Below are 25,561 nucleotides of genomic sequence, written 5' to 3'. Positions count from 1 at the left end.
TATTTGTGTTGTTTTTATGTTGGCTAAGCTAAAGTCTTAAGAATAATTTTTTCTACTGCGGTAAAGATTTTTTTGCTGTCGAATTTTTCTTCAATATTCTCAAGGTTTTTCTCTATTTTTTTTATTAATTCTTTATCGGTAAGAAATTTTTTCATCCCTTCATACAATCCTTCCTGAGAATATTCTACGAGATAACCTGTCTTGTCATGATCGATCATTTCAGGTATTCCGCCTACGTTGGTTGCCAGAATTGGTTTTTTCAAAATAAGAGTTTCGGCAATTATTAATGGCCAACCTTCGCTTTCTGAGGGCATAATGTAAAAGTCGCTGTTTTTTACAAAAGGATAAGGGTTTAGTTTTGTGCCTAAAAGCATGAAAGACTTCTCTACATTCAATTCTTTACTTCTTGATAAAAGCTCTTCGTAATCTTCACCGTCGCCAATAATTTCAATTTTATGGGCAAAACCATCATCAAGAAGTTTTTTATGAACTTCTAAAAGAGTTTTATATCCTTTCCTAAAATGCAGTCTTCCTACAGATATAAATGTAGGGATTTCTTCCCTTTGCGGAATGAATTCTGAGGATTTTTCTTTTATTTCTTTAATAGGAATCGCATTCAGTACAACCTCTCCCGGTGGGAAGTTTACCTCAGGAAATTTTTCTTCCAGGGAATCTTTACATTGCTGTGATCCGTAAATGATATAATCAAACTGCTGCATGTTTTTGAAAATCTCTTCGCGATAAGGATCAAAACCTTCAAGTGTTAAGTCAGAATGAAGCCAGGCAATTTTTTTAGAGTTTTTATTGGTGGAGTTGAGAACGGTTTTGTAGATAGAATAGGTAGTTGCGATTTCTACATCGTATTTTTCGTTCAATAAACTGTCTGCAATTTTGGGATCTTTTTCTGCTTTCTCGAGAAGTAATTTTCGCTTCACAAGTTGTAGATTACGAACAAATCTATTTTTTGATAAATCTTCTTTTCCTTTTGCAATGTAAACTTTTCTAATATCTGAAGGAAATGAATCTCGAAGTTCTCCTTGGTTGATGTTTAGGCATATGGTAAAATCAAACTTCTTTTTATCCAGGTTTTGAAGCATGCTTAAAACTACCTTTTCAACGCCGCCCATTTCCATAGAACGATGTCTGAAGAGAACCTTTATTTTTTTTTCTATCATTATCCGAAAAGTTTTTGCAGAATAACAGTAATTTTCTTTTTTATACGATACGGAATTTTATTTTGGTACTCAAGAAGTGCAAAAATTTCATCCGTTTTTTCGTAGCTATCTGGAACAGGTTTTCCGTTAATATGGGTGATATCTCTTCTCTTCATCGCTTCCCAAATGGCACGTGCATAATATCGGTAAGATTTCTTTTTGTTTTCATTTTGAGAAATTCCTCCTGCATGAGCACGATACAGATAATCTGTTTGATTGATAAATTTTACCTTCCCCATTTCATACATTTTATAATATAAATCTTGATCTTCTGCGATTTGAAGTTCTGGATTCATCTTTTTTGTCTGCATGTATACATCTTTTCTAAAGCTTACAAATGGCGCAATTTGGATAGGGAAGTTAAAAAAAGTTTTGCTACCATTGGGAACTTGCATTGCAGATTTAAATTCGTTCAGAATATTCAGGTTTTCATCACATTTAGCAAGTCTGGAATAGGTAAGAACAATTTTTGGATCTTTTTGCAATGTCTCGACTGCGCTTTTCAAAGCTTTAGGTTTTATAATATCATCGGGATCCAGGTATCCGCAGACTTCTCCATTGGCAAGTTCAATAAGTTTAGCCTTTGTTACTCCAACACCGTAATTGCTGTTGTTTTCATAAAATTTAAACCGTCCATCTGTACCGATAATTTTTTTGATAACTTCTACAGAATCATCAGTAGATTTGTCGTCTACGATTATAGTTTCCCAGTTTTTATATTCCTGTGCCAAAATAGAATCATAGCAGTCTTTGAAGAATTTACCATTGTTGTAGTTGGCAATAAGAATAGAAAATTTCATGGTAGAGGGGGTTCGATAATAAATTTTATACAAAGATAACCATTCTGAAAAATAATAAATCAGATAAAAGTCTTATTTTTGCTAACTAAAATAAACACAGTGAGCGAAGTAACAAGAGTTCTCAAAACTTTTATAGGCTATCTTAAAAGACCAGATCTTTATCCTGAATTGGGTAGAAAGATTTTAAAAAATACCATTAACAGAGGTGGTGCTTTTAAAGGAAAAGAAAAAACCAATTTTTGGGCTTCTTCTAAAGCGATATCCCAAGAAGAGGCTATTTCTGCACTTTTTGGACTAAGTAATTTGGGTTTTAGAAAAGAGTATGAAAGTATTTTAAATCATGCTTCCAAAGAAGAAAAAGACTGTCCTATTAAAATGGGAGGTCCTGGAGCTTTGGAGCTAATTTTTTATGCTTGTGAGTTTACAAATGCCAAACACGTAATTGAGACTGGCGTTGCTTACGGGTGGTCTTCCCTTGCGTCATTACTATCTCTTTCGAATAGAAAAGGAACTTTATACAGTTCAGATATGCCTTATTTAGCTCAAGATGGAGATAAATATGTTGGCTGTGTAGTGCCTCAAAATCTTAAAGAATATTGGAAACTCTATCGTTTTGCCGACAAAGAATCTTTACCTAAGATTTTCGGTGATAATGATGTTTTTGATGTTGTTCATTACGATTCTGATAAAAGTTACAATGGGAGAATGTGGGCGTACGAGGAGCTTTATAACCATTTAAGAAAAGGGGGTGTGTTTATTAGTGATGATATTGGCGATAATTCTGCGTATCAAGATTTTTGTGAAAGGAAAAACATTGCAACAACAGTGGTGGAGTACGAAGGCAAATTTATTGGAGTTTTTATTAAATAGCAGTTTTTATGTACAGCAAATTCTCAGACCTAAAGAAACTTGCGAAATCTGAAATTGTAAAATCAAAAAAAATAAAAGTTGCCTTATTGGGCGACACAGCCACTCAGTTTTTGAATGTTGCTCTGAAAGGAACAGCAGCAAAAGAAGGGTTGGATATTGATGTTTTTGAAGCAGATTTTGGACAGATTTCCCGACAAATACTAGATCCTTCTTCAGAATATTATGAGTTTAATCCGGATTATACAATTGTATTTGAAGCATCGCACAAGTTGCTAAACCAATATTATAAATCTTACGACAATCAAATAAACTTTGCTCAAAATAAAATTAATACGGTTGAAGAACTGTATGAAACTATTCAGAGCAGAACGAAAAGCAAGGTAATTTACTGCAATTTTGCAGGTATCGATAACCAAGTTTTCGGAAACTTTTCTCACAAGGTAGAGCATTCTTTTGTGTTTCAGCAAAACAAACTGAACTATCTTCTTTCAGAATTGGCAATAAAGAAAAATAATCTTTTTATTGCAGATTTGGCTTCAATTCAAAATAAATGGGGGAGAGATTTTATGTTTTCACCCAATATCTATATCAATACAGAAATGGTGCTTTCAATAGACGCATTGCCTATTGTTGCTCATCATTTGATAGGGGTTATTTCTTCTATTGAAGGGAAATTTAAAAAATGTGTGATTCTAGATTTAGACAATACAACTTGGGGTGGTATAATAGGTGATGATGGTTTAGAGAAAATCCAAATCGGAAGTTTAGGAATTGGAAAAGCATTTTCAGAATTTCAATATTGGATAAAAGCTCTTCAGAAAAGAGGAGTTATTGTAGCTGTTTGCAGCAAAAACGACGAAGATAAAGCAAAAGAGCCTTTCGAAAAACATCCAGATATGGTTTTGAAGATGGAGGATATTGCTGTTTTTGTGGCTAATTGGGAAAATAAAGCAGACAACATCAGAAGAATTCAAAGTATTCTGAATATAGGTTTTGATTCTATGGTTTTTTTAGATGATAATCCTTTTGAAAGAAATTTGGTGAGAGAAAACCTTCCAGATGTCTGTGTCCCGGAACTTCCTGAAGATCCTGCGGAATATTTGGAGTATTTATACAGTTTAAATCTTTTTGAAACAGCAAGCGTTTCTGAAAATGATGCTGAAAGAACCAAGCAATATCAAGTGGAAGCACAAAGAGCCAGTGCACTCGAAAGTTTTACAAATGTGGAAGACTTTCTGAAAAGTATGAATATGATCTCGGATGTGCGCTCGTTTGATAATTTTTCAAAACCAAGAGTTTCTCAGCTTACGCAGCGTTCTAATCAATTTAATTTAAGAACGATACGCTATACAGAACAAGATGTGGATAATCTTATGGTTTCTGAGAATCATTTTACACTTTCATTTACCTTAGAAGATAAATATGGTGATAATGGATTGATCTGTGTAATTGTGCTGGAAAAGAAAGACCATGAAACGTTATTTATCGATACTTGGTTGATGAGTTGCAGGGTGCTGAAAAGAGGTATGGAAGATTTTACCTTGAATACGATTGTAGATACTGCCAAAAAGAATAGATTTAGATATATTGTTGGAGAATATATTCCAACAGCAAAAAATCAAATGGTGAAAGATCATTACGAGAATCTAGGATTTGCAAAGCAGGATAATCATTGGATTTTGGATGTTTCATCTTACGAAGACAAAAAAGTTTACATTAATAATAAAAAATAATACACAAATGGATAATACAGAAATTTTAGCCAAACTAAACGATATTTTCAGAGAAGAATTAGACAACGAAGAAATTAGTTTAAACGAAGAAACCACTGCCGAAGATATCGAAGAGTGGGATTCTCTTAGTCATATTCAATTAATTGTTGCTGTAGAAAAAGCATTTAAAATTCGTTTTACTTCATCAGAAATTCAGAGTTGGAATAATGTAGGAGAGATGATGGAATCTATCAAAAACAAATAAGTTTTTCACATATGCTTCTCAATTCCTATAGTTTTATTTTCTTCTTTATTATTTTATTTTTTGTCTACTATCTTGTAGGTAAAACATCAAAGCTTCAGAATATATTTTTATTATTGGGAAGTTATGTCTTCTATATGAGTTGGAGTTGGGAATTTATGTTTCTTCTCATCTTTTCGACCATTGTTACTTATTTTATCGGAAATAAAATAAAAGCCGCCGAGAGCTCAGGTAAAACCAGGTGGTTGCGATTAGGCGTTTTTTTTGTGCTTATTCAGCTTTTATACTTTAAGTATTTTAATTTTTTTATAGAAAATTTTAATGATTTTTTTAAACTTATTGGGTTGCGCAGCCAAATCGGATTGCTGAAAATTCTTCTTCCCATCGGGATTAGCTTTTACTCTTTCAGAATGTTGGGCTACTTGCTTGATATTAAAAATAATAAGCTTAAAGAAATTCCTGGTTTACTAAATTATTCTGTTTTCATTGCTTTTTTCCCATGTATTATTGCAGGACCAATAGATAAGGCTAGTCCTTTTTTAAATAATATTAAAAATAAAAGAGATTTTTCTTCAGAAGGATTTTCTGATGGCTTAAAGCAAATATTATGGGGGCTTTTTAAAAAGCTTGTGGTTGCTGAGAATATTGCAACAATCACAGAGCCATTATTTGCAAGTTACCAAACTTTGAACGGAAGTACTTTGTTTATAGGTGCCGTTTTGTATTTTATTCAGCTTTATGCAGATTTTTCTGGGTATTCAGATATGGCGATTGGTATTTCAAAATTGCTAGGAATTAGAGTTCAAGCTAATTTTAATTATCCACTATTTGCGCAAAATGTAGCAGATTACTGGAGAAGATGGCATATTTCTTTAACATCTTGGCTCACCGAGCATGTCTTTACGCCACTTTCTATTAATTTTCGAGATTACGATAAATATGGTCTTATTATGGCAATTATTATCAATTTTCTCGTGGTTGGTTTTTGGCATGGTGCAGAATGGCATTACATTGTACATGGCTTGGTAAGTGGTGTAATGTTTATTCCTCTTATTTGGAAAGGGAAGATGAATAAGAAGGTTAAAAGCACCAATAATATTATTCCCACACTTGAGGAAATCAAAAACATACCCGTCACTTTCGTGATGTTTTCTCTTTTGATGGTGCTGTTTTTTGTGAAAGATATGGAGATGGCGGTTCATTATTACAAAGAAATATTTTCATTGTCATTCTTTCAAAAGCCCAATTTTCCTATTCAGAAAGAGGTTTTCTTGCTGCTCATTTTTATGATGGTTGTTGAATGGATTTTTAGAGACAAAGAATTTGCAATTAAAGAACTTTTTGCGAAGAAACATTTTTTGATGAGGTGGGGATTTTATTACGTACTTGTGTTTTTAATATTTCTATTTTATATCGCTCCTAAAGGCTTCATTTACGCACAGTTTTAATCATGAAAAAATCTATTGTAAGGCTTTTAGCTTTTTCGGTGGTTCCGTTTTTGGTCATCTGTTATTCGGTTTATCTTATCAACCAAAAGACTGATGATTTCTATAAAAGATTTACTTCGCCGCAGCAAAATTCTTTGATTTTGGGAAGCTCGCGAGCTGCTTCTATGAATCCTCAGATTTTGGATAGTTTGGTGAATAAAAAGTTTCCTAAAGTGAAATTTTATAACTATGCATTTACTTGGGCGCATTCTCCTTATGGGCCAAAATATTTAGAATCTATCAAGAAAAAAGTAATCAATAACTCTAAGGATGGGTTTTTTATTGTAACTGTAGAACCTACAGCTTTAATGGTGAATAGAGATACACCAGATGAGCCTCGTTTTTATATAGAAAATGATAAGTCTGTAGCCCAAACTTCACAAGTTTCTATGAACCCCAATATTGAATATTTGATTGAAAACTATAATTTCTCTCTCACTCACGAGCTGAATAGTAAAATATTGCCGGAAAAAAACAAAATAGCAGAAGCGAATATTCTCGAAAACGGCAAAATAGATATTAAAATGCTTAAATCTATCCCCGCACAGCAAAGGATAGAAGAGAATAAAGTAAAAATGAAAGAGTTGCAAGAAAGAATAAAAAATTTAAAAATTTCTGAAAAAAGACTTGAGTATTTATCTCAAACCATAAGCTTTCTACAACAACATGGCAAAGTAATTCTTGTAAGGATGCCTGTAAATAAAACGCCTTACGAGATTGAGAAAAAAGCGTATCCAGATTTTGACGACAGAATGAAAGATCTTAGCGCTAAGCGGAAAATACACTATATAAATTACAATGATTTTGCCAATGATTATCAGTTTGGTGATGAGGTTCATTTGGTTTCAAAATCAATGGATCAGTTTTCAAGAGCTTTAGGAAATGATATTCTTAAAAATTACTAGTTTCCTAAAACAAATTTTCTCTAAAGTTAATATTATATAAGCCAGATCTAATGCTCTTGTAGTCGGTAAAAAGATATTTGGAAATCATACCCCACTTTTTGAAAAAAGGAGCGTTAGCAATTTCAAAACTTCTATGCATTCTTTTGATATGGATTTTGTATTCTGAAGGTAAATTAGGTTCTTTCTCAGACCATTCCCTTAGTTTTTTCCAAAATAATACTTTTGTTGTGGCGGGGTTAATTTTTTTGGTTTCTACTTGAGTAATTCTGTTGTTCTCATGAATGCCTCTTATTGCGATCGCTTTTTCATTAATCCCCGTATAAAAATCTAAGTAATAAGAAAGTCGCGTAGTAAACTCGGTATCTTGATGTAATCTGAGAGAAGAATCAAACATTTTATCTGCTTTTGAAAGAGCAGATTTGCGAAGTGTTAAAGTGTCTAAATGAATTAAACCAAAACTTCCGCGAAGATTCATTTGTCCAGGACAAACATCTTTTGGATTTGTTTTTTTATATACTGTGTCCAGCTTGTCTTGGTAGATGTGATAGTACTGTTGTTTTGCTTTTTCAGAATAATAATAAACGCCTAATGCGCCGTAAACAGCATCTACTTCTGGATTTTTGAACAGTTCTTTTTCTGCATCAAAACGATTGGGAAGATAATAATCATCTGCATCTAAAAACGCAATAAAATCTCCGGTAGATTTTTCAATTCCTAAATTTCTACTTGCACCAGCTCCATGATTTTTTTTGTCTGGATGTTGATAAAGTTTTACTCTGCCATATTGTTCAGCCAATTTTTTGCAAACTTCGAGTGCGTTATCGGGAGATTGATCTTCAACAAGAATTATTTCATATACTTCATCAAATTGTAACGCAGATTCTACGGCTTTTATAATATATTTTTCGGCATTGTAAACAGGTGTAACGACAGAAATCTTCATTTGCTATTTAATTTTTATAAAACAGGTTTTATAATCCAATTATCCTGATCCTTAATATTGAGCTCTTCCGGCGAGATTATTTTGTTTGAATTTCTACTAAAAACTTCAAATTTGTTTTCGTAGAAAAAATTATAAAGTGCTTCGGGAGCGTAAGTACCTTCTCTCAAAATCCAGTGCGGACTGAATTCTAAAAATATAATAGGTTTGTTTTTAATAATAAAATCTTTGTTGCCCAGAATCACAATAGCTTCGTAGCCTTCAACATCAATTTTGATAACATCTACCTTAATGTCTGAAAGAATGTTGTCTAAAGTGTCTGTTTTTACGGTAATAATTTCAGTATCTTTATTGGGATCTCTTTTTACGAACGAACTTGTACCTGCATGATTTCTAACGTAATTAAAAGATTTACTTTCTTTTTTATCACCAATCCCCATGTTGAAGGAGGTAATATTTTTAAACAGATTTTTGTTGATACTTTCATTAAATTGATTAAAAACAGCCGGAATTGGCTCAAAGGCATATACATGTTTGCAATATTGGCTAAGAAGCAAGCTGTGTTGCCCAATGTTGGCTCCTATGTCTACGAGAACTTTATCTTCTTGTAAAACATTAAATATATCATCAACAATGTCTTTTTCATAGATGCCATCTTCAAAGATTTTCATGTCTACAAAGCCAAAAGCTCTGTTTAAAATAATCTTTGTTTTTCGGTTTCTATACGAAATCGTGTATACCGTTTTGCTGTCTAAATAGCTAATGTTTAGTTTACGCCGAATGTAGTTATAGATACCTTCTTTAGCTACAATGTTAAACGCTTTTTCTAAAATTTTCATCTTTTTGTGCTTTAAATTTTACACTTCTCGGACCTGCCTGTAAAAATATTTTGTGCTTTTGTTGGAGGTGATTATTTAGGTTTTTAATCATTCCTTTTGGACTGAGAAAATTCTCGTAATATTCAAAAACATTATTTCTTATTTGTACAATTTCTTCTTGAGGTAGGTGAAATAATTCTTCGGTCAAAATTGTTTTGAGATGGGTAAGATTTTCAAATATAATGGCATTTTTTTTATGCTCCAAATTTGGATACAGAACTTCTGCATATTCTTTTTCAATTACGGGTATACTTCCAACAGACATGGCTTCAATCACGTTATGGCAAATGGGTTTTACCACGCCAGAACAGCAAAGAAAAAAATCGAACATAGATAAATGCGATCGTAAATCTTGCATTTTGATGTGATAATCTTCTTTAAGGGCAAAAACAAACTTTTCGGTAAAATCAGTACTTTCTTCTTCTAACTCCTTTTTGTGATTTAAAGTAATGTAGCCGGGCTGTTTTTTGAAGAAAGAATGTAACTCTGTGCGAGACAAAGACTTAAAATGCGTGTTTTTTATCTGTTGATATTCTGTTTCATCAAAATTACCGAAGCAAAAAAGAGCGTTATGTCTTTTTTCTTTGTATTGAACGGCAGAATTCCAAAATCCTAAATGATACATATTGGGATGAAAACTCATGGGAACATGGAAGCTGTTTTCTACTTCATTACCTTCTTCAAAATAGCTTTTAAAATATTCTTCACTAAACATGTCATCATTTATTTCAATATATTTTTCAGGTAAGTTTTGAGGGTTAATTAAAATGGTATTTTCGTCTTCTACGAGTAAAGCAAGATACCGATCTTTATTTCTCAAATTTCTATACGTAGAAAAGCTCATGGGGAAGTGTACATTATACCCCGCAAGAGAATAAAATTTTAATAAAGTATAGAAAAAACGATGATAAAGTTGTGGTTTTTTAAAGTTGATTAATACGTCTTTATTGCTTGTGTTTGGTGTCTTGTTTTGATGTTTTCTGTATGCAAGAAAATCTTTACATAAAGTTTTTGCTTGTTTAATTTTTAGTGTGATCATGGTTTGGTTTACAACCCGATTCGCTATTGTCACATCAAAATAAGTAGAGTTTTCCTAAATGTCATTTTTTTTTATGCTTACTATTAATGGAGAAGCATGTTGAAATAAAAAGGAAATTTGCTGGTATCTAAAGATATGGTAGTGTGTGACTAGGCGTTATGATTCCAAGTTTTTTTAGATTCATTCAGGTTATCAGTTGTTTAGTTTTTAGTTTTTATTTTTATCGATACGGAAATTCATGCATTATAATCTGTTCTAAATGCACATGCCCTTTCATACGAAGTTTTATGATATGAATTTACGACAATTTTTTGTTTATTTTTAAAAAAAATAATGATTTATCGTTTACAAATTTGAATCTTTAAATTTTACACTTCTATGCTCGGCTTGAAGGTAAATCTTTTTATTTTCTATAATGCTGTGGTTGAGGTTTTTAATCATTCCTTGAGGACTTAAAAATTTTTCATAGTACAAAAGAACATTGCGTCTAATCAACTCAATGTCTATCTGGGGAAGATTGAAAATTTCAGCCAGTGTTTTTTCGAGGTCATTAAGATCATTAAAAATAATCGCATTTTTTTTATGCTCTAAATTAGGATACATCACCTCCGCATATTCTTTTTCAATAATTGGAATGGTACCAACAGACATAGCTTCAACAATATTGTGGCAGAGAGGCATAACTACACCTGGACAACATAGGTAAAAATTAAAGTAAGAAAGAATCTCTCTCACATCGTTCATTTTAATTTGAAATTGGTCTTTTGTGATAAAAACATATTTTTTATCCCAATTCTTAAAACCCAAAGTAATTTCTTCTTTTGTACTCGCATGGGCAAATCCTAATTTTTGGCTGAAAAATTCTATTAATTCTATTCTAGAAGCAACTTTGAAATATGTTTTTTTGATTTCTGAATATGCTTTTACATCAAAATTTCCGTAGCATAAAAGTGCATTGTATCTTTCTTTTGGAGATGATATTTTTATATTCCAAATGTTTCGATGATACATTAAGGGGTGAAAGCTCATTGGAACATGAAAAGAATCCTCTCTAATATTGTCTTTTTCAAAATAATGAGAAAAGTAATCAGGACTAAACATTTCATCATTAAGCTCAATACAGTTTTCAGGAACCCTTTTATTCAACGATAAAAATTTTTTTTCTTTAACAATTAAAGCCAAATATTGATCTTTATTTCGAAGATTTCTGAATTTCGAAAAGTTTAAAGGATAGTAAATATTATAGCCATTAATTTTATAAAACTTAAGGAGTAGGTAAAAAAAACGATGATAAAGTTGAGGGTTTTCAAAGTTTACATACAGGTTTTTTTCATTTTCTACAAGGTTTTTGTTTTTTATCTTAAAGTAAGCAATATAATCTTTTATTAATACAACTGCTTGGTTTGCTTTTTTTTTAATCATACTGTGTTTTATTTATATATGCAGTTTTTTCAGATTAATTTATTATGTATTTTCTAAATTTATTTCTTTAGTTTACCTTTTGAATTACTGAGCTATTTTTATATTATTGAAAAGATACAGACGGATTTTTTATCTTCATAATAATGCTTTGCTCGTACTTTTTTTTACTTTTGTCATCAATGTCGAATGATTCTTGTTCTTTAACCTCATAAACTATTCTTCCTTTTATGGGTGATTTTTCTTGAGCGCCCATTAAAGACCACATGTATTCAATGTCTATATGCCCCAGATCAAGAGCCCAATAATCTTCTCTTGCGAGATCATAGGCTAATATGGTTGCAGTAGGTCCTAATGCAATAATAATTAACTTGTCTTTACCTAATTTTTTAATAGTTTCTAAAATTACCGAGTATATTCTAAAAGCATGTTCAGCGGGACAAATAATTCTTTCAATAGAAGCAGCATTATCAAATAAATTGTTTCCAACACCTAGTCTTGAAAATTCTCCTTCAACAATCAATAAAGATTGTTTGTCCCAAATGCTCTTTAAGGATTTTGTAATGGCTCTTTTCCTTCTATCTGTATTATTTTTGTACTCTAGGTAGAAACGGGAGATAAAAGAGTTTCCATATGTTTTATCTGTTTTTAAATATGGATTTATTCGAGTGCCATATTTATTTATAAAGTTTTTCCACCAGTATTTTGTGGAGATTTTGAAATTAGTTACTGAGTAAAGGGGTTCCGGTATGCAAACTAAATGATTTTCTAGGTCAGACATTAATACCTCTTTCAGTCTTTCTCGAATAGGCTCACTGTTTTCTTGAAGATGTAAAACAAATTCTGGAAGCATTAATCTAAATTCTCCATCGCCATATCTACTTATTGATTTTTTATTTTCAATTATTTCTTTAACTGTTTTTTCAATACTTAATACTTTGTATTTTGAAAATGCTTTTCTCTGCTCTCTGGTTTTATAAACCCATTGTATATAATAGAATATAGAAGTTATTTTTTTCTTTAAAATGATCATTGTGTTTTTGTTTAAATTTGGCATGGAGTCTTAATGTTTTCCAGAACGATATTTTTTATAACTTTAATCCGGGACTTTTTTTGGAAAGATTTTAGTTTTTAGGTAATTATAACTGTCTACTTATTAAAATAAGATTTAATTTTTGATTAATCACGATGTGTATTTAATGCGTGGAATCTATATCTGGTTTTTAATATTTGAGGATTCATTATGGTTGCCGCTGCAAAAGAAATCCATTTTCGAATTCCGTTTTGCGTTCCTATTTTAAAAGTAAGATATGTCAATTTAATTTTTTTGGCAAAAGGTTTTTCAATATTTTCACTACGGCTCCAGTAATATAGTGATTGGTGTAAAGCCGCATTATTTTTATAGTATTGAAAGGAATACAGTTTTATTTTCGTAATTCTGTTATCATCGTGTACGCCACGCATTGCAACAGCTTGTGTGATAATTCCAGATTTTAGATAGCAATAATAGGAAAGTTTAAAAATGAAATCTGAATCCTGATGTACTCTCAAATTCGAGTTGAATGTTAACTTACAGCGATCGAGAGCAGATTTTTTAATGGTTAAAGTATTTAGATGAAAAAAATGCCCGAATTTTTTCTCAGTAAGACCAAGCAATCCTCTAATAACGTCTTTACCTTCTGCTGGAAAATTTACAGTTGTGAGGGGGCTGTCTTTAAATTTTTCTTTGAATTCTTTTTTCCCTTTTTCGGATAAATATTCTATTCCTAAAGCTCCAAATACTCCCTCAATTTTTGGATCCTTAAAGATTGTTTTCTCGGCATCAAAACGGTTGGGTAAATAATAATCATCCGCGTCTAGAAAGGCGATAAAATCTTGTGTAGCATTTGATAAACCTAAATTTCTACTTGCGCCCGCTCCGTGGTTTCCTTTGTCTGGATGTTGGAGCAGTTTTACTCGTGAGTCTTTTTTTACCAGAGATTTGCATACTTCCAAGGATTGGTCTGTAGAAAGGTCTTCAATAAGTAAAACCTCTTTTACTTCATTAAAAGCAAGAGCGGAGTTTACAGCTTTTTCCAAAAAAGCTTCTGCGTTATATACGGGTATGATTACAGAGATATTCATGGAGTATAGCATTATTCTTTTAAATTAATTTCCCAACCTTTGGGATGGATTTTTGTATTTTCTTTATTAAGCAAATTCTGGTATTCCGTAGACCATTGTGCACATTCTCTGCAGTACGAATGTTCGGTTTGAAAAAACGCTTTTGAACAGAAAATAATAATAATTAATGTAGGAAGGTATAATAATTTTTCCGATAAATATTTTTGCGCTAAGTAGAAAAAAAATATCAGGGAAGAGGCATACAAATAGGCTCTATATCTTTCTGTGATCTGCAAATTACATAGTTTCGTTATATCGATGAAGCAAAAATTCACAAAAACAGTCATTAATATAAGGGCAATTTCCCATTTTTTCTTTATTAGAAATAATAGTGATAAAAAGGGAAGAATGATGTAATAATGCATTTTAATAAAAGAAACTTGATTTATTTTCCAGTACTCGTATTTCAGATTAAAGTTACACATAATACGATTACCAAGAGAAAGATCGCCACCGTTACTTTTAAAACTAAGGTAAATAAATGCGTATAAACAAGTACAAAATAAGCAAAAAATAAGCGTTTTATACAATTTTGAAACAATAAGCTTATAAACAAGGTATGGCAACATTATAATGCCTAAAACTCCGTTTAATAGAGCAAAAAAGATAACGCAGAGAAGTAGCAAATGTTTTTTTGCACTCATATTGTTAAGATTATGCTGTAAGAATACCAATAACAACAAAGGGGTAATAAATTGTAAATTTATTGTGTTGAGAAACAATTGTTGATACTGATTTAAAATTACAAAGAGGCTTATAAATAATAAAATTTTGTAAACAGGATCTGCCATTTTTTTTATTAGAAAAAATAGTAGTCCCCAAAATCCTAAAGAAACAAATAATGTAAAATAGGGGATGTATTTATAATTGAAAAGAGTACTCACATAAACCGTTACATTCGGAATAACAGAATAATAACCTTGGTGTGTACTCCATAAAGATCTAAATCCGTGCAAAAAAGCGTCTTTCACATAAACAGTTCCTTCTTCAGCCCAAATTCGTGGTTCTAAAAAAAATATTCTCGATTTATACAAAAACAAGCAGAGTGCTAAAAAATATATGAATTTTAGTGCAAAATGATCTCTTTGTGTTTTTAAATAATAGCTTTTAAACATAATAAAACAACTTGTTTTTTTGATCGTGCTTTTTTGTTTTTCTAAATGTTTTTTTACGACTTATCCTTTATTATAGATTTTTTTCAATTTTTGAGCAACATCGACTGGGTTGTGTTCTTTTTCTATTCGTTGTACCGAATTTTTTGATTTTTGAACAAGCTGTGAAGGATTTTTTAATATAGATTCTAAGATGTTTTCAAGCTGTAATTTTAAAGTAGATTTTAAAATTTCTTTTTGTTCATCAGTAAAATATAAAGCTTGCTTTAATCTGTTTTGAGGAAGATGGATAAGCCATCCACATTCTTCATTGTTAATTTCCGGAAGCGCTCTGATATCTGTAGTTATTACAGGAACTCCTGCTGCCTGCATTTCTAAAACCGAAAAACCATAGGTGTCGCTCCAAGTGGGCAAAAGACCAAGATGAGACGTTTTGATGAGTTCTAAAACTTTTTCGTTGGGAATGTTTTCATAAATATCAATCCAATCTTTTGTTTTCAAAATTTCTTTTGTTCTCAGTGCTTCTTGTTCGCTAACTTTTGTAACGTAATGATCGGTTTTGAAAGAAGAAATTAAAATAAGTTGGAAATTATACCTTTTTTTTAAATTATCTAAAACCTCTATCATTTCAACGCCGCCTTTCAGATGGAATTGATTTCCTACAAAGATCAGGTTCAAAGTTTTAGTATTTCTATAAATCTCCTCATGATTTCTTTCAATAATATGTTGTGACGGGTGAACGATGAAAAGTTTTTTCTTTACAATGTTTTCAAAATCAGGATAATGCTTTAAAAGTTCTAGCTGAATATTTGCGGAAGCTTTGCTTATAGAAATAATTCCCAAACAATTTTCTGAAGCTATTTTTTTGAAAGCATTCTCTGTTTTTTTATTTATTTGATGAGAAGGTTCTGTTTTCTGATGATCATTTTTGGTTTCTGCAAATCTGGGAACCAAAGTCTCGAAAGAAGCTACCCATTTCTGTGAAGAATAGTTGATGTCGTTATAAAGATGTAAAACATCAATTTTAGGCTTTTGATAAAAATAATATTTTCCCTCAAAATTAATTTTCTTTCGTAAAATCAAGTTTTTTAGCGTAGAAAGTGTATGGAAAAGATTATTATTTTTTCTTAAAATAATATAGCTGTAACCGGGAACCTTATTTAAAATGTTCCTTTTAATGGGATAACCGTTTTCTGCTAAACCTATTCGCATCTATTGTATATGGGTTTTATTGTTTTCAAACCATAAAGCTAAAACCAACAAACTCCAATGTTGGAGTTGGTAATTAAGTTTTTTCTGAACTTTATCGAAGTTTAAAAAATTAAAAATATAACTGTTTGGGTTTTTGAGTAAGCTGTCGCTTAATTCTTTAAGCTCGTTTTCTTTAAACCATTCATTTACAGAAGCAGCAAAACCGTTTTTACCGCGATTGGCAATTTCTTCGGTCCATGCTTTGGAGTATGCTTTTCTGAGAATGATTTTATCTTCAGATTTATTTACCTTGTATTGCCACGGAAGCTGAATACAGAATTCCGCAAAATCAATATCTAAAAAAGGAATTCTTACCTCTACCGAGTTGTACATAGAAGTTCTATCTCCTTTTAAGAGCATATTTCCTGGTACATATTTCTCTAAATCGATTCTCATTAAATCATTGAAATCTCTTCCATTGGGAGTAAAGCTAAAATCCTGACCCGGTATTTCTTCCGAAAGACCCAATTCTTTTATTTCTGAACGACTAAAGTAATTTCTAACCTTATTTTGATGGAAATCTATGGTGTCCTTATATTCAGATCTATGGAGTCTTTCTGAGCCCATGTTTTTGAATTTATTAGCCAATAGAAACATTTTAGACAGGTATTCTGGGTAAAACCCTTTTTGAGATAAATCAATATTATATTTATAGAAAGTATAACCTCCGAATAACTCATCCCCAACATCTCCGGAAAGAACAACTTTAAGATTTTTAGAGGCTTCTTTAAAGATAAGGTGAGTTGGCAATAAAGAAGAATCCATCAAAGGTTCATCCATATAAGAATAAACTTCCTGAAGTGTTTCAGAAATTTTTTGTTTTTTATCAAATAAAATATGATGATCGGTTTTGTATTTGTCTGCAATAGCTTGTGCATAAGGCATTTCGTTTAAATCACCCGATTCGTACCCGTACACTAAGGTTTTTAGATTTTTTTTATACATTGAAGCCACCGCAACGATGGTGCTAGAATCTAACCCTCCGGAAAGGAAAGAACCAACGGGTACATCGGCAACTAATTGTTTCTGGACTGCATTGTCTAGCAAATGTTTGAATTTTTCTACGCTTTCATCCAAAGATAAATTGGAGGTTTGGGTAGGGATTTTCCAATAAGATTTTATTTCGATCTTCCCATTTCTTAGGATTAGTGTGTGCGCAGGTTTTAGGTTGAAAATGTTTTTGTAAATCGTTTTGTGCGGATGAATGTATCCGTTTTTTAGATAATAGGCAATCTGTGATTTATCGATTTCTGGTTTAATCAAATTTGAAGCAAGGATTGCTTTTATTTCTGATGCAAAAATGAATTCTCCATTTTTTCCTATTGCATAGTAAAAAGGTTTTTCCCCAAAACGGTCTCTCGCGCAGAAAAGCTCCTGTTTTTTTTCGTCCCAAATGGCAAAAGCAAACATTCCGGGAAGTTCTTCAATAAGGCTGTTTTGTTTTTTTTGGTACATCGCCAAAATAACTTCTGTATCAGAACTTCCTTTGTATGGATAATCAGAGTATTTTGTTTTTAGATTTTGATAACCATAAATTTCTCCATTCAGAACAATACATTCGTTTTTGGTATTCGAAAACATGGGTTGTTTTCCGTTTTCAGAAAGATCAATAATGGAAAGACGACGATGGCCAAGTACAGCATGATCAAAAAACTCATGATGTGCAGAATCGGGACCTCGATACGCTATGGCATCGGTCATTTTTTGCAACTCACGAGTGTAGTTTTTTGCATTGGGAGATATAATTCCGGCTATTCCGCACATTTTATTAATTTTTTATATGTTCAGAAGGAAGGTATAAAGTAAATCTTCCTGCTTTTACAACCTTATAATTTTCTGGATGCTTTACAAATTTTAAAGGTACAATTTCTTTGGGGTAGAAAGGATAATCATCGCTTTCTATGTAAATGTAGTCATCCGGAGTTTTACCACTTTTTTTAATAATAAATGCTATATAATCTTTTAAAGTAAAGTAATAATATATTGGCGGCGCAGCATCTAATATGTATAAGTATCCCATTAAATGATTGCTCGAGTAAATTACATTTTTTTGGTTTTGAAGATATGGTCTCAGATCTTCAATATCTTTTTTCCTGCCTTTATCTAGATACAAATCATAACCGTTAATCTCTACTTTTTCGGTTTGTTCTGTAAAAACAAAGTCTTTCCAGCCTTTATCATGTAATCTAGCGGGGAAAATAAGACATTGGAAAATGAAAAGAGAAATAAAAATTGAATAAAATCGAATTTTATACAATGATAAAATTATGGCTACTAAAGCAATATAATAGTATATGTCATACAGATTTCCTCTCGCTTCAAAATAAGCTCCAGAGCCAAAGGAAAGGGCAAAAGGGATCAGTGAAAATAAAACCAACATTGTTTTCTTTTCCAGACTAATAGTTTCAAGAAAATACCTATAAATTAATAATGCTAAAAGAACATAATTGATGAAAATTATCGGGTAGAAAATATTTGAAATAACAAAAATTGCAGCTACAACAATTAAAATATAATTGAGGTGCTGAATTTTATTCTTTGAAAATTTATGAAGATACCCAATTAAAATAGTTGCAGGGACAAAAATAAATCCTAAAATTTTTAAAATCCAAAATCCAAAAAATCTTTTGGGATGTTGTTTGGTATGAAATTCTTTATAATATTTGATCCATTCCAATTGGGAAACAAATTTTGAAAAATTTTCGATACAAGTAAAGTAAAAGACTATCCCCAACAAACCTCCCGCAACTATATAGAAGATCGGACGTTTATCTTTTTTCCAAAAATTAATCAATAGAAAAGCACCAAAAGGAATGACGACCAATGTATGCGGAATTCCGTTGAATAAAAGTATTCCAAGAGAAAATCCTGAAATTATTAATGGAAGTAATTTTTTATAAATTAGATAAATAAAAAGTAATGATAATGAGATATTAATTAATATTGTATTTCCAATGTATTGATGTATTACAATATTACTCATTCCCCATGTAAAAAAATTAATGGCAATTCCGAGAATACCAATAAAAAAAGGATTGACTTTTAATTTATAATATTTATTTGCCAAAAAGTAAAATATAAACGTGGAAATATTTAATAATCCATACGTTATTATTCTAAATTTATAGATGTTTTCGGTAAAAAGAAATCTGAAAATCCTGTAAAAATTGGTAGAATCAATAGTAGGTAAACTTTTGTGGTCTTTATAAAAAAAGAGGTAAAAAGCTTCATCATTGAAAATGAAACCTTTATTAAGATTTGAATAAACAATAAAGCCCGTGAAAAGTGCACCAATAACAAAAATCCAGCTTACTATATTTTCATATTTGTGTTGAGTTTTTATCATAATTTATTTTTTTTGTGCCCAAATACTAAATCCAGAAGCTACATTTTTACTCATCGGATAAAACTGAAATATTACATCCAAAAACTTTATCGGAAAGGTAAGAACCATAAACAAAAGATATAATATCGTATGAAGAGGTTTAATTCCGAAAGAAAAAACCAAAGCAAACCATTCCTGTACCACCCAAAGCATTCCGGAAGTAGGGCCAATTGATGTAAGTTTCAAAATTTCAAATTCTCTGAACTGGTGTTTCATTCCTTCATAAGTAAACCTTTGAAAATCATATGGTGAAGCGTGAAAAGGTTGCATGAAGGGAATAAAACAATAGATTTTACCTCCGGGTTTTAGAATTCTGTGAATTTCTGAGATTACTTTTTGGGGGTTGGGAACGTGCTCTAAAACCGCAATATTAATGATGTAATCTACTGAATTGTCTTTAAAAGGAATATTCTCTATATCACAGATAATGTCTACATTTTCATAAGGAAGTAAATCTACATTCAATAAATCTTCACCAAAATCTGAACTGCCGCTACCTAAATTAAGGGCTACAACATTCTTTCCTTTGATTTCATTTTTAATGATTTTTCGAATATCAAAAAGAGGTTGAGGATATACTGGACTAATACACTCTATAAGCAAATTGTATAGCTTTCCGAATTTTTTTAATTTATATTTTATTTTATCAAGAAAGTCTGTCACCACTTCTTCCTGAACCGGAACGAAAATGTATTTTCCATTATTTTCCTGAAAATTGTCTTTAAATAATTCTTTATTTATTTTTTTCATCTTTAAAAATATAAATTTAAAACTCGTTGATGGTGTTTATTATTTTTTGTTGCTCCGCTTCGTTTAGTTCAAAATACAAAGGAAGTCTTAAAAGACAATCTTCAAAATAATCGGAATTCGGGAGTTCTCCATTGCTGTGTTTTTTAGCATAAAATTCACTTTTATGTAAAGAAAGGTAATGAAATACAGCTAAGATGTGGTTTTCTTTTAATTTTTTAATAAGTTGAGTTCGGGAATGCAGATCTTTGCAAACGATATAAAACATATGTGCATTATTAGTTGCATAGCCTGGAATTAAGGGTAAAGAAATATTTTCATTATTCTTTAAACCTTCATGATATCTGTTCCAGATTGCCAGTCTTTTCTCCTGAATAAGATCAATATTTTCTAGCTGAGCCCAAAGAAACGCCGAAATAATTTCGCTTGGAAGGAATGAAGATCCTGTATCTACCCAACCATACTTATTAATTTCCCCACGAAAAAACATAGAACGGTTTGTTCCTTTTTCCCAAATAATTTCGGCTCTGTTGACGAATCTTTCATCATTAATTGTTAACATTCCGCCTTCTCCGGCAATAATATTTTTAGTTTCATGAAAAGAAAATGCTCCCAAATGCCCAATACTTCCCAATGCTTTTCTTGTTCCATCTTTGAAGGTGTAATAACTATCTATGGCTTGTGCTGCATCTTCAATCAGAATGATTTTGTGTTTTTCTGCGACTTCAAGAATTTTTTCCATATCACAGGCAATTCCCGCATAATGTACGATGACAATTGCTTTGGTTTTATCTGTAATTAAACTCTCAATTTTATCCGCATCAATATTGGGATTATCTGTATACGAATCGGCAAAAACGATATGCGCATTTTGTCTTACAAAAGCTAGTGCAGAGGAAACGAAAGTGTAACTTGGAACGATTACTTCATCTCCGGATTGTATATCTGCAAGAATAGCACACATTTCCAAAGCGTCAGTACAAGATGTAGTAAGCAGAGCTTTTTTAAAACCGTATTTATCTTCAAAAAACTTCTGGCATTTTTGTGTAAAAATCCCATTCCCTGAAATTTTTCCGGTAGCTACGGCTTCTTCGATATATTTTGTTTCTTTACCAGTAAGGTATGGTTTATTAAAAGGAATCATTTTTCCAAAAATGTTTTAGTATTAATTCATCTTTTATTTCGTATTTCTGACTTTTATAAAAATTGCATGCTTGGATATTCTCTTTTTGCGTAGGGATTTCCAAATGCTGTATGTCGTTTAGCATACAATAATTTTCTACATGTTGTAATAATGTTTTACCAAGTCCTTTGCCTTGAAAATCAGGATGTGTTGCAAGTAATCCTATTTTTCCGATGTTATTACATTTTTGCAGAGTTATAAAAGCAGTCGCGTTATTTTCATTCTCAATGAAAAAAACTTTTATTGCAAATTGTTTATTTAGACTGTTTATTATCCATTGATTATATAAATTTTTAAATTTTTTTTCGCCAAAATTTTTGTCTAAAAGAAATCTGCTTTTTTTTCCACTTTCGTAGGCTAGAGCTTTAAAGAATGTTAGACTTTTTGGTTCTAAGTCGGTATCTTTAACGTTAGAATTATACTTGTAATTAAAAGGCCTAAGAACCTTGGAAAAAATTACTTTTGTTTCTTGGTATGTTTTCTGATAGAGAGGTAGTTCGATATTAAAGTCGGATAATTGCTTAGTGACAATTAAATCATAATCTTCATTGATGTTCAATACATCTTCATTAGAAATAGTTATTTCTCCAATTTTTTTATTAAAAAAATTGCTATCCCACTCTAAGTGATTAATATTCATCATATTCGTCAAATATAAATATAGGTCGATTTTTTGTTTGATTAAATGCTTTTGCAAGATAAACCCCAACTATTCCTATACAGCTTATAATTACACCAGATAAAAACCAAATAGAAAGAATTAATGAACTGAATCCAGGTTCAGTAATTTTGCCACTCATATACCGCTCAAGAAAAAATATACCAACGAATATTGCTAAAGCTGAAATAATAGAGCCAAATCCTACAAATATTTTCAAAGGTTTATCCGAAAAGGATATTATAACATTAAAAGCAAGTGATAGTAACTTTGTAAAACTATATGAAGATTTCCCTTCTTCTCTAGAGCTGTGCTTAACACATAAGGTTGTAGATTTATAGCCAACCCAATTAACAAATAGGGGAAAGAATTTGATCTTATCATTAATTTTGAGAACAGATTCAATAACTTTTTTGTGGTAGATGCCAAAATTGGCAATCTCATTATTGATTTCAATTCCAGCTAGGAAATTGAAGATTTTATAAAAGATTTTGGAGCTCAGCTTTTTTAATGTTGAATCATATCTAATTTCCCTTCTAGCAAGAACAATATCATAACCTTCTTTTGCTTTTTTATAAAGCTTTTCTATTTCAATAGGTTGATCCTGCATGTCGCAATCCATCACAACTATCCAGTCTCCATTTGCTTTACTTAAACCGGCCATAATAGTGGCATGTTGGCCAAAGTTTCTACTTAGCCTATAAATTTTAAGCCTTTCATTTGTTTCTGCAAGTCTTTTTATTACTTCCCAAGAATCATCGGGACTTCTATCATCAACCAAAATGATTTCATATTTTTCCCCGATTTTTTCTAATACTTTTGAAATTTCGGAGACCAATAAAGGTAAAATTTTTTCTGCACGATAAACAGGACTTACTATGCTGATCATAATGAGGGGTAATAAATTAATTTGTATTGTGTATTACAAAAATAGCTTTTAATTAACATATTATGTTATAAAAACGTTATTTAGTGTAATTTTAAAGAATATTGTGTTTTATTTTATGTTAAGGAAAATTAATCCCCTTTTTTTAACAATTAAAGATATTTCTTGTAATTTTTTCTCTTCTTTTTTAATTTTTTTATATTTCTGAACAAACTTTTTGTAATTGCCAAAATTTTGAGTTGCAAGACTTTTTATTATTGCTTGTTTTAACGAGTTTTTTTCTCTTCGTAAAGAGTCGGTAAGATTCGGATTTATTATTTTCGCTTCTATACCAAGATCTTCAAATAGGTTTGCATCTACTTTGTTTAGAGTTTGCTTACCATCATGAACGACTTTACTTGAGGGAACAAGCAAAACTTTTTTCTGATGATAATGAACTCTGTTTACGTACTCATTGTCTTCTCCATAATGAAAAAAATAAGGGTTGAAACCACCCACTTTTTCAATGGTATGTTTTGGAAGAAGCCAGTGTGCAGCATTGATAAAGCTAATCTCGTAATACTCCTTTAAACTGTGAAGATATAAATCTGAAATAAGTCTCGTTTTTTCAAAATTGGTCGCGATATATTTATCCAGAAAAATATCTAAATGCTTTTCCGTTCCATCCAGATGCATTGGGCTTAGAATCCCAATTTCATCTTTTTTAGGGTGGCAATGATAAACATTTAATAGTTTTTCAATAGAATCTTCAAAAATCCAAGCGTCCTGGTTCATGAGGTAAAAAAAATCAGCCCCATTTTTATATGCCTTTTCAATACCGATATTATTTGCTTTTCCAAAACCTAAATTATCGGAAGACTGGATAAATTCTACTTCAGGGAAATTGTTTTTAATGTAATCTTGCGTTCCGTCTGTGGAGCCATTATCCACAACAATGCAATGTAATGAAACTGAAGATTTTCTTAAGCTTTCAAAACATTTTTCTGCCCATTTCATGGCATTGTAGGTCACGATAATTACATTTACTTTCATAAAATATGTTTTTCAAGTATTTTCTGAAGATAAATTTGTGGCGAATGGGAGCTGAAATAATGAAGCACCTCTTTATCAAAAGGAACATCATAAAAATCACCATCTTCTATTACGCGGTATACCGCTTTTTTCGATAAAACTTCTTCCACAGAATTTAAAATATCACTTATCGCATATTGTTGCGGATAAGAGAAATTGATAATTGTATTTTGAAGATGAGGCACAGATTGCAAAAAAATCGCAATATCATCAATATCCACAAGAAATCTTTTGGCTTTGCTGTGAATTTGAATTTGCTTTTCATTTTCTATTTGAGCTTTCAAAAAGTTGATCAGCGTGTTAGGATTTCCCCCTCGTCCTACGATATTTCCAATTCGTAGAATTAAATATTTTGAGCAATGTTCTTGAATATGTTTTTCCATGTTCTGTTTGTGCAAAACATAAGGACTATTTTGTTTAGTTTGATCGTTAATACTTAAAGTAGAAAAGTAGATGAAAGGAATATCATCGATTTTTTCGATAGTATCTTTTAAAAGAGAAAATTCTCTCTCAAATTCTGATGCTTTTGTTTCGAGGGAATTAGAAACACCAGCTGCAAAAAACAGTTGGTTGGGAGTGTCAATTTTTTTTAAAGAACTGGCGATAAGCCCGGATCCTATTATCATTTTTGTTTTTTTTTAGGTGTTATACAAAGTTATGGTTTTCCTTCTTATAACTGTATTTTTGTGTTACTGTATGCTTAGTCCATTTTAGTATGGAATATAGTTTTAAAGGATTTAATGTAAATTTTGAGCAAATATTATAAAAAGAATATCCTAAAGCAGCCTTATAAAATTGATGTTTTGTTAAAACTGTAGAATAAGACATAAGTGTATAATAAAAATATCTTTTTAGTGCCGCTGTTTTATATTTTTCACTGTTTTTTTGGATGTAAGGAATAATTTTGAAATCTTTTTTCATCGTTTCATACTTTACATTTTTAGAAAGACTCGCAGAAAATTGTCGATAGGTACTAAGAACATCTGGAAGCACTTTTACTTTTCCGAAACAGCCTGCCAAAAGGTAAAGACATCGGTCTGCCGATAAAATATCATTGGGAAAACCATTTTTCAGAATCTCCTTTCTAAAGAAGAAAGTAGAGGTTTGAAAAATCACAGGATCTGTAAGATCTTTTGATGAAAGCACCTGTCCTAAATGACCAGAGAAATGATGTTCTTTCTTGTCTGTATCTTCATAAATAACCAAAGAATCACCTCCAACTGCCGAAAAGTCTTTGTTTTTCTCTAAAAAATCATACTGTTTTTGAAGTTTTGCAGCGTCAATAAAATAATCATCACCATCCAGTACAGATATATATTTTCCTTTTGCTTTTTCAAATGAAAACAATGTGTTTTTCACATAGCCTAAATTGGGTTTGTGATAAAAATATCGAATACAATTTCCTTTTAGGTGATTGTTTTGTACGTATAAGATTTCTTTTTCTGTTTCGTCTGAAGAATTGTCGTTGCAGATAATAACCTCAAAATTTTCTGAAAAATCTTGATTCAAAACACTTTCCAAGCATTGCCTTACATATTTGGCGTGGTTGTAGGTGGTAATACAGATGCTTACTTCCATT

Annotated in this window: 24 protein-coding genes; 5 read left to right on the top strand and 19 right to left on the bottom strand. The window is 31.2% G+C overall.

Annotation, left to right across the window (positions count from 1 at the left end):
- Positions 1–23: 23 nt before the first annotated feature.
- Together AC2A1D_RS14950 and AC2A1D_RS14945 are read right to left on the bottom strand one after the other, a co-directional pair.
- Entirely contained in the window at positions 24–1,175 is a 1,152-nt protein-coding gene (locus tag AC2A1D_RS14950) for a glycosyltransferase (protein WP_484044375.1), read from the bottom strand.
- Positions 1,175–2,014 (bottom strand): glycosyltransferase family 2 protein, encoded by an 840-nt coding sequence (locus tag AC2A1D_RS14945; RefSeq protein ID WP_484044374.1) that lies wholly within the window; start codon positions 2,012–2,014, stop codon positions 1,175–1,177. Before AC2A1D_RS14945 ends, AC2A1D_RS14950 begins: the two co-directional genes overlap by 1 nt.
- A gap of 99 nt (positions 2,015–2,113) precedes the next feature.
- Here AC2A1D_RS14945 and AC2A1D_RS14940 point away from each other — a divergent pair, with 99 nt between their 5' ends.
- The 5 genes from AC2A1D_RS14940 to AC2A1D_RS14920 all read left to right on the top strand — a co-directional run bounded on the left by AC2A1D_RS14940 (position 2,114) and on the right by AC2A1D_RS14920 (position 7,250).
- Positions 2,114–2,884: a class I SAM-dependent methyltransferase gene (locus tag AC2A1D_RS14940; protein ID WP_484044373.1), complete on the top strand. Its 771-nt coding sequence runs from the start codon at positions 2,114–2,116 to the stop codon at positions 2,882–2,884.
- 8 nt (positions 2,885–2,892) lie between these two features.
- Positions 2,893–4,617 (top strand): HAD-IIIC family phosphatase, encoded by a 1,725-nt coding sequence (locus tag AC2A1D_RS14935; RefSeq protein ID WP_484044372.1) that lies wholly within the window; start codon positions 2,893–2,895, stop codon positions 4,615–4,617.
- Positions 4,618–4,624: 7 nt separating this feature from the next.
- A complete protein-coding gene (locus tag AC2A1D_RS14930) occupies positions 4,625–4,861 on the top strand; it encodes an acyl carrier protein (protein WP_484044371.1) in 237 nt (78 codons plus the stop codon).
- A gap of 341 nt (positions 4,862–5,202) precedes the next feature.
- Positions 5,203–6,306, top strand: coding sequence for an MBOAT family O-acyltransferase (locus tag AC2A1D_RS14925; protein WP_484044370.1), 1,104 nt, complete (start codon positions 5,203–5,205; stop codon positions 6,304–6,306).
- A 2-nt stretch (positions 6,307–6,308) separates the two neighbouring features.
- Positions 6,309–7,250 (top strand): hypothetical protein, encoded by a 942-nt coding sequence (locus tag AC2A1D_RS14920; RefSeq protein WP_484044369.1) that lies wholly within the window; start codon positions 6,309–6,311, stop codon positions 7,248–7,250.
- 4 nt (positions 7,251–7,254) lie between these two features.
- Here the strand turns inward: AC2A1D_RS14920 and AC2A1D_RS14915 are convergent, their stop codons facing one another.
- The 17 genes from AC2A1D_RS14915 to AC2A1D_RS14835 all read right to left on the bottom strand — a co-directional run bounded on the left by AC2A1D_RS14915 (position 7,255) and on the right by AC2A1D_RS14835 (position 25,560).
- A complete protein-coding gene (locus AC2A1D_RS14915) occupies positions 7,255–8,193 on the bottom strand; it encodes a glycosyltransferase family 2 protein (protein ID WP_484044368.1) in 939 nt (312 codons plus the stop codon).
- A gap of 14 nt (positions 8,194–8,207) precedes the next feature.
- Positions 8,208–9,029, bottom strand: a complete 822-nt coding sequence (locus AC2A1D_RS14910) for an FkbM family methyltransferase (protein WP_484044367.1) — start codon at positions 9,027–9,029, stop codon at positions 8,208–8,210.
- Entirely contained in the window at positions 9,004–10,107 is a 1,104-nt protein-coding gene (locus AC2A1D_RS14905) for a hypothetical protein (protein ID WP_484044366.1), read from the bottom strand. The genes AC2A1D_RS14910 and AC2A1D_RS14905 overlap by 26 nt, the downstream gene beginning before the upstream one ends.
- A gap of 345 nt (positions 10,108–10,452) precedes the next feature.
- On the bottom strand, positions 10,453–11,529 hold the full coding sequence (locus tag AC2A1D_RS14900; RefSeq protein WP_484044365.1) for a hypothetical protein: 1,077 nt from the start codon (positions 11,527–11,529) through the stop codon (positions 10,453–10,455).
- 103 nt (positions 11,530–11,632) lie between these two features.
- Positions 11,633–12,583 (bottom strand): GT-D fold domain-containing glycosyltransferase, encoded by a 951-nt coding sequence (locus AC2A1D_RS14895; protein ID WP_484044364.1) that lies wholly within the window; start codon positions 12,581–12,583, stop codon positions 11,633–11,635.
- 122 nt (positions 12,584–12,705) lie between these two features.
- Positions 12,706–13,650, bottom strand: coding sequence for a glycosyltransferase family 2 protein (locus tag AC2A1D_RS14890; protein ID WP_484044363.1), 945 nt, complete (start codon positions 13,648–13,650; stop codon positions 12,706–12,708).
- 11 nt (positions 13,651–13,661) lie between these two features.
- Positions 13,662–14,804: a hypothetical protein gene (locus AC2A1D_RS14885; protein WP_484044362.1), complete on the bottom strand. Its 1,143-nt coding sequence runs from the start codon at positions 14,802–14,804 to the stop codon at positions 13,662–13,664.
- 60 nt (positions 14,805–14,864) lie between these two features.
- The gene (locus AC2A1D_RS14880) at positions 14,865–16,013 is read right to left on the bottom strand and encodes a glycosyltransferase family 4 protein (RefSeq protein WP_484044361.1); all 1,149 of its coding nucleotides are present in this window, start codon (positions 16,011–16,013) and stop codon (positions 14,865–14,867) included.
- Complete coding sequence (gene asnB, locus AC2A1D_RS14875) at positions 16,014–17,816, bottom strand: asparagine synthase (glutamine-hydrolyzing) (protein ID WP_484044360.1); 1,803 nt, start codon at positions 17,814–17,816, stop codon at positions 16,014–16,016.
- 4 nt (positions 17,817–17,820) lie between these two features.
- Positions 17,821–19,398, bottom strand: coding sequence for a hypothetical protein (locus AC2A1D_RS14870; protein WP_484044359.1), 1,578 nt, complete (start codon positions 19,396–19,398; stop codon positions 17,821–17,823).
- A gap of 3 nt (positions 19,399–19,401) precedes the next feature.
- A complete protein-coding gene (locus tag AC2A1D_RS14865; protein WP_484044358.1) occupies positions 19,402–20,187 on the bottom strand; it encodes a class I SAM-dependent methyltransferase in 786 nt (261 codons plus the stop codon).
- A gap of 16 nt (positions 20,188–20,203) precedes the next feature.
- Positions 20,204–21,328 carry a dTDP-4-amino-4,6-dideoxygalactose transaminase gene (rffA, locus tag AC2A1D_RS14860; protein ID WP_484044357.1) on the bottom strand — a complete coding sequence of 375 codons (1,125 nt, stop codon included), beginning with the start codon at positions 21,326–21,328 and terminating at the stop codon, positions 20,204–20,206.
- Positions 21,315–22,010 (bottom strand): GNAT family N-acetyltransferase, encoded by a 696-nt coding sequence (locus tag AC2A1D_RS14855; RefSeq protein WP_484044356.1) that lies wholly within the window; start codon positions 22,008–22,010, stop codon positions 21,315–21,317. The genes rffA and AC2A1D_RS14855 overlap by 14 nt, the downstream gene beginning before the upstream one ends.
- Entirely contained in the window at positions 21,997–22,914 is a 918-nt protein-coding gene (locus AC2A1D_RS14850) for a glycosyltransferase family 2 protein (protein ID WP_484044355.1), read from the bottom strand. Before AC2A1D_RS14850 ends, AC2A1D_RS14855 begins: the two co-directional genes overlap by 14 nt.
- Before the next feature lie 108 nt (positions 22,915–23,022).
- Positions 23,023–23,943 (bottom strand): glycosyltransferase family 2 protein, encoded by a 921-nt coding sequence (locus AC2A1D_RS14845; RefSeq protein ID WP_484044354.1) that lies wholly within the window; start codon positions 23,941–23,943, stop codon positions 23,023–23,025.
- On the bottom strand, positions 23,940–24,608 hold the full coding sequence (locus AC2A1D_RS14840) for an NAD-dependent epimerase/dehydratase family protein (protein ID WP_484044353.1): 669 nt from the start codon (positions 24,606–24,608) through the stop codon (positions 23,940–23,942). Before AC2A1D_RS14840 ends, AC2A1D_RS14845 begins: the two co-directional genes overlap by 4 nt.
- A 19-nt stretch (positions 24,609–24,627) precedes the next feature.
- Entirely contained in the window at positions 24,628–25,560 is a 933-nt protein-coding gene (locus AC2A1D_RS14835; protein ID WP_484044352.1) for a glycosyltransferase family 2 protein, read from the bottom strand.
- Position 25,561: the final 1 nt, after the last annotated feature.

This window comes from Chryseobacterium sp. HNCC26DJ239 (genome assembly GCF_057180445.1).
This window is presented reverse-complemented; position numbering and strand designations above follow the sequence as displayed.

What these genes read in the sequence shown, in the direction of transcription:
- AC2A1D_RS14950 (WP_484044375.1), bottom strand. Translation starts at nt 1,175, where the DNA reads ATGATAGAAAAAAAAATAAAGGTTCTCTTCAGACATCGTTCTATGGAA.
- AC2A1D_RS14945 (WP_484044374.1), bottom strand. Translation starts at nt 2,014, where the DNA reads ATGAAATTTTCTATTCTTATTGCCAACTACAACAATGGTAAATTCTTC.
- AC2A1D_RS14935 (WP_484044372.1), top strand. Translation starts at nt 2,893, where the DNA reads ATGTACAGCAAATTCTCAGACCTAAAGAAACTTGCGAAATCTGAAATT.
- AC2A1D_RS14930 (WP_484044371.1), top strand. Translation starts at nt 4,625, where the DNA reads ATGGATAATACAGAAATTTTAGCCAAACTAAACGATATTTTCAGAGAA.
- AC2A1D_RS14920 (WP_484044369.1), top strand. Translation starts at nt 6,309, where the DNA reads ATGAAAAAATCTATTGTAAGGCTTTTAGCTTTTTCGGTGGTTCCGTTT.
- AC2A1D_RS14915 (WP_484044368.1), bottom strand. Translation starts at nt 8,193, where the DNA reads ATGAAGATTTCTGTCGTTACACCTGTTTACAATGCCGAAAAATATATT.
- AC2A1D_RS14910 (WP_484044367.1), bottom strand. Translation starts at nt 9,029, where the DNA reads ATGAAAATTTTAGAAAAAGCGTTTAACATTGTAGCTAAAGAAGGTATC.
- AC2A1D_RS14905 (WP_484044366.1), bottom strand. Translation starts at nt 10,107, where the DNA reads ATGATCACACTAAAAATTAAACAAGCAAAAACTTTATGTAAAGATTTT.
- AC2A1D_RS14900 (WP_484044365.1), bottom strand. Translation starts at nt 11,529, where the DNA reads ATGATTAAAAAAAAAGCAAACCAAGCAGTTGTATTAATAAAAGATTAT.
- AC2A1D_RS14895 (WP_484044364.1), bottom strand. Translation starts at nt 12,583, where the DNA reads ATGCCAAATTTAAACAAAAACACAATGATCATTTTAAAGAAAAAAATA.
- AC2A1D_RS14890 (WP_484044363.1), bottom strand. Translation starts at nt 13,650, where the DNA reads ATGAATATCTCTGTAATCATACCCGTATATAACGCAGAAGCTTTTTTG.
- AC2A1D_RS14885 (WP_484044362.1), bottom strand. Translation starts at nt 14,804, where the DNA reads ATGTTTAAAAGCTATTATTTAAAAACACAAAGAGATCATTTTGCACTA.
- AC2A1D_RS14880 (WP_484044361.1), bottom strand. Translation starts at nt 16,013, where the DNA reads ATGCGAATAGGTTTAGCAGAAAACGGTTATCCCATTAAAAGGAACATT.
- asnB (WP_484044360.1), bottom strand. Translation starts at nt 17,816, where the DNA reads ATGTGCGGAATAGCCGGAATTATATCTCCCAATGCAAAAAACTACACT.
- AC2A1D_RS14870 (WP_484044359.1), bottom strand. Translation starts at nt 19,398, where the DNA reads ATGATAAAAACTCAACACAAATATGAAAATATAGTAAGCTGGATTTTT.
- AC2A1D_RS14865 (WP_484044358.1), bottom strand. Translation starts at nt 20,187, where the DNA reads ATGAAAAAAATAAATAAAGAATTATTTAAAGACAATTTTCAGGAAAAT.
- rffA (WP_484044357.1), bottom strand. Translation starts at nt 21,328, where the DNA reads ATGATTCCTTTTAATAAACCATACCTTACTGGTAAAGAAACAAAATAT.
- AC2A1D_RS14855 (WP_484044356.1), bottom strand. Translation starts at nt 22,010, where the DNA reads ATGATGAATATTAATCACTTAGAGTGGGATAGCAATTTTTTTAATAAA.
- AC2A1D_RS14850 (WP_484044355.1), bottom strand. Translation starts at nt 22,914, where the DNA reads ATGATCAGCATAGTAAGTCCTGTTTATCGTGCAGAAAAAATTTTACCT.
- AC2A1D_RS14845 (WP_484044354.1), bottom strand. Translation starts at nt 23,943, where the DNA reads ATGAAAGTAAATGTAATTATCGTGACCTACAATGCCATGAAATGGGCA.
- AC2A1D_RS14840 (WP_484044353.1), bottom strand. Translation starts at nt 24,608, where the DNA reads ATGATAATAGGATCCGGGCTTATCGCCAGTTCTTTAAAAAAAATTGAC.
- AC2A1D_RS14835 (WP_484044352.1), bottom strand. Translation starts at nt 25,560, where the DNA reads ATGGAAGTAAGCATCTGTATTACCACCTACAACCACGCCAAATATGTA.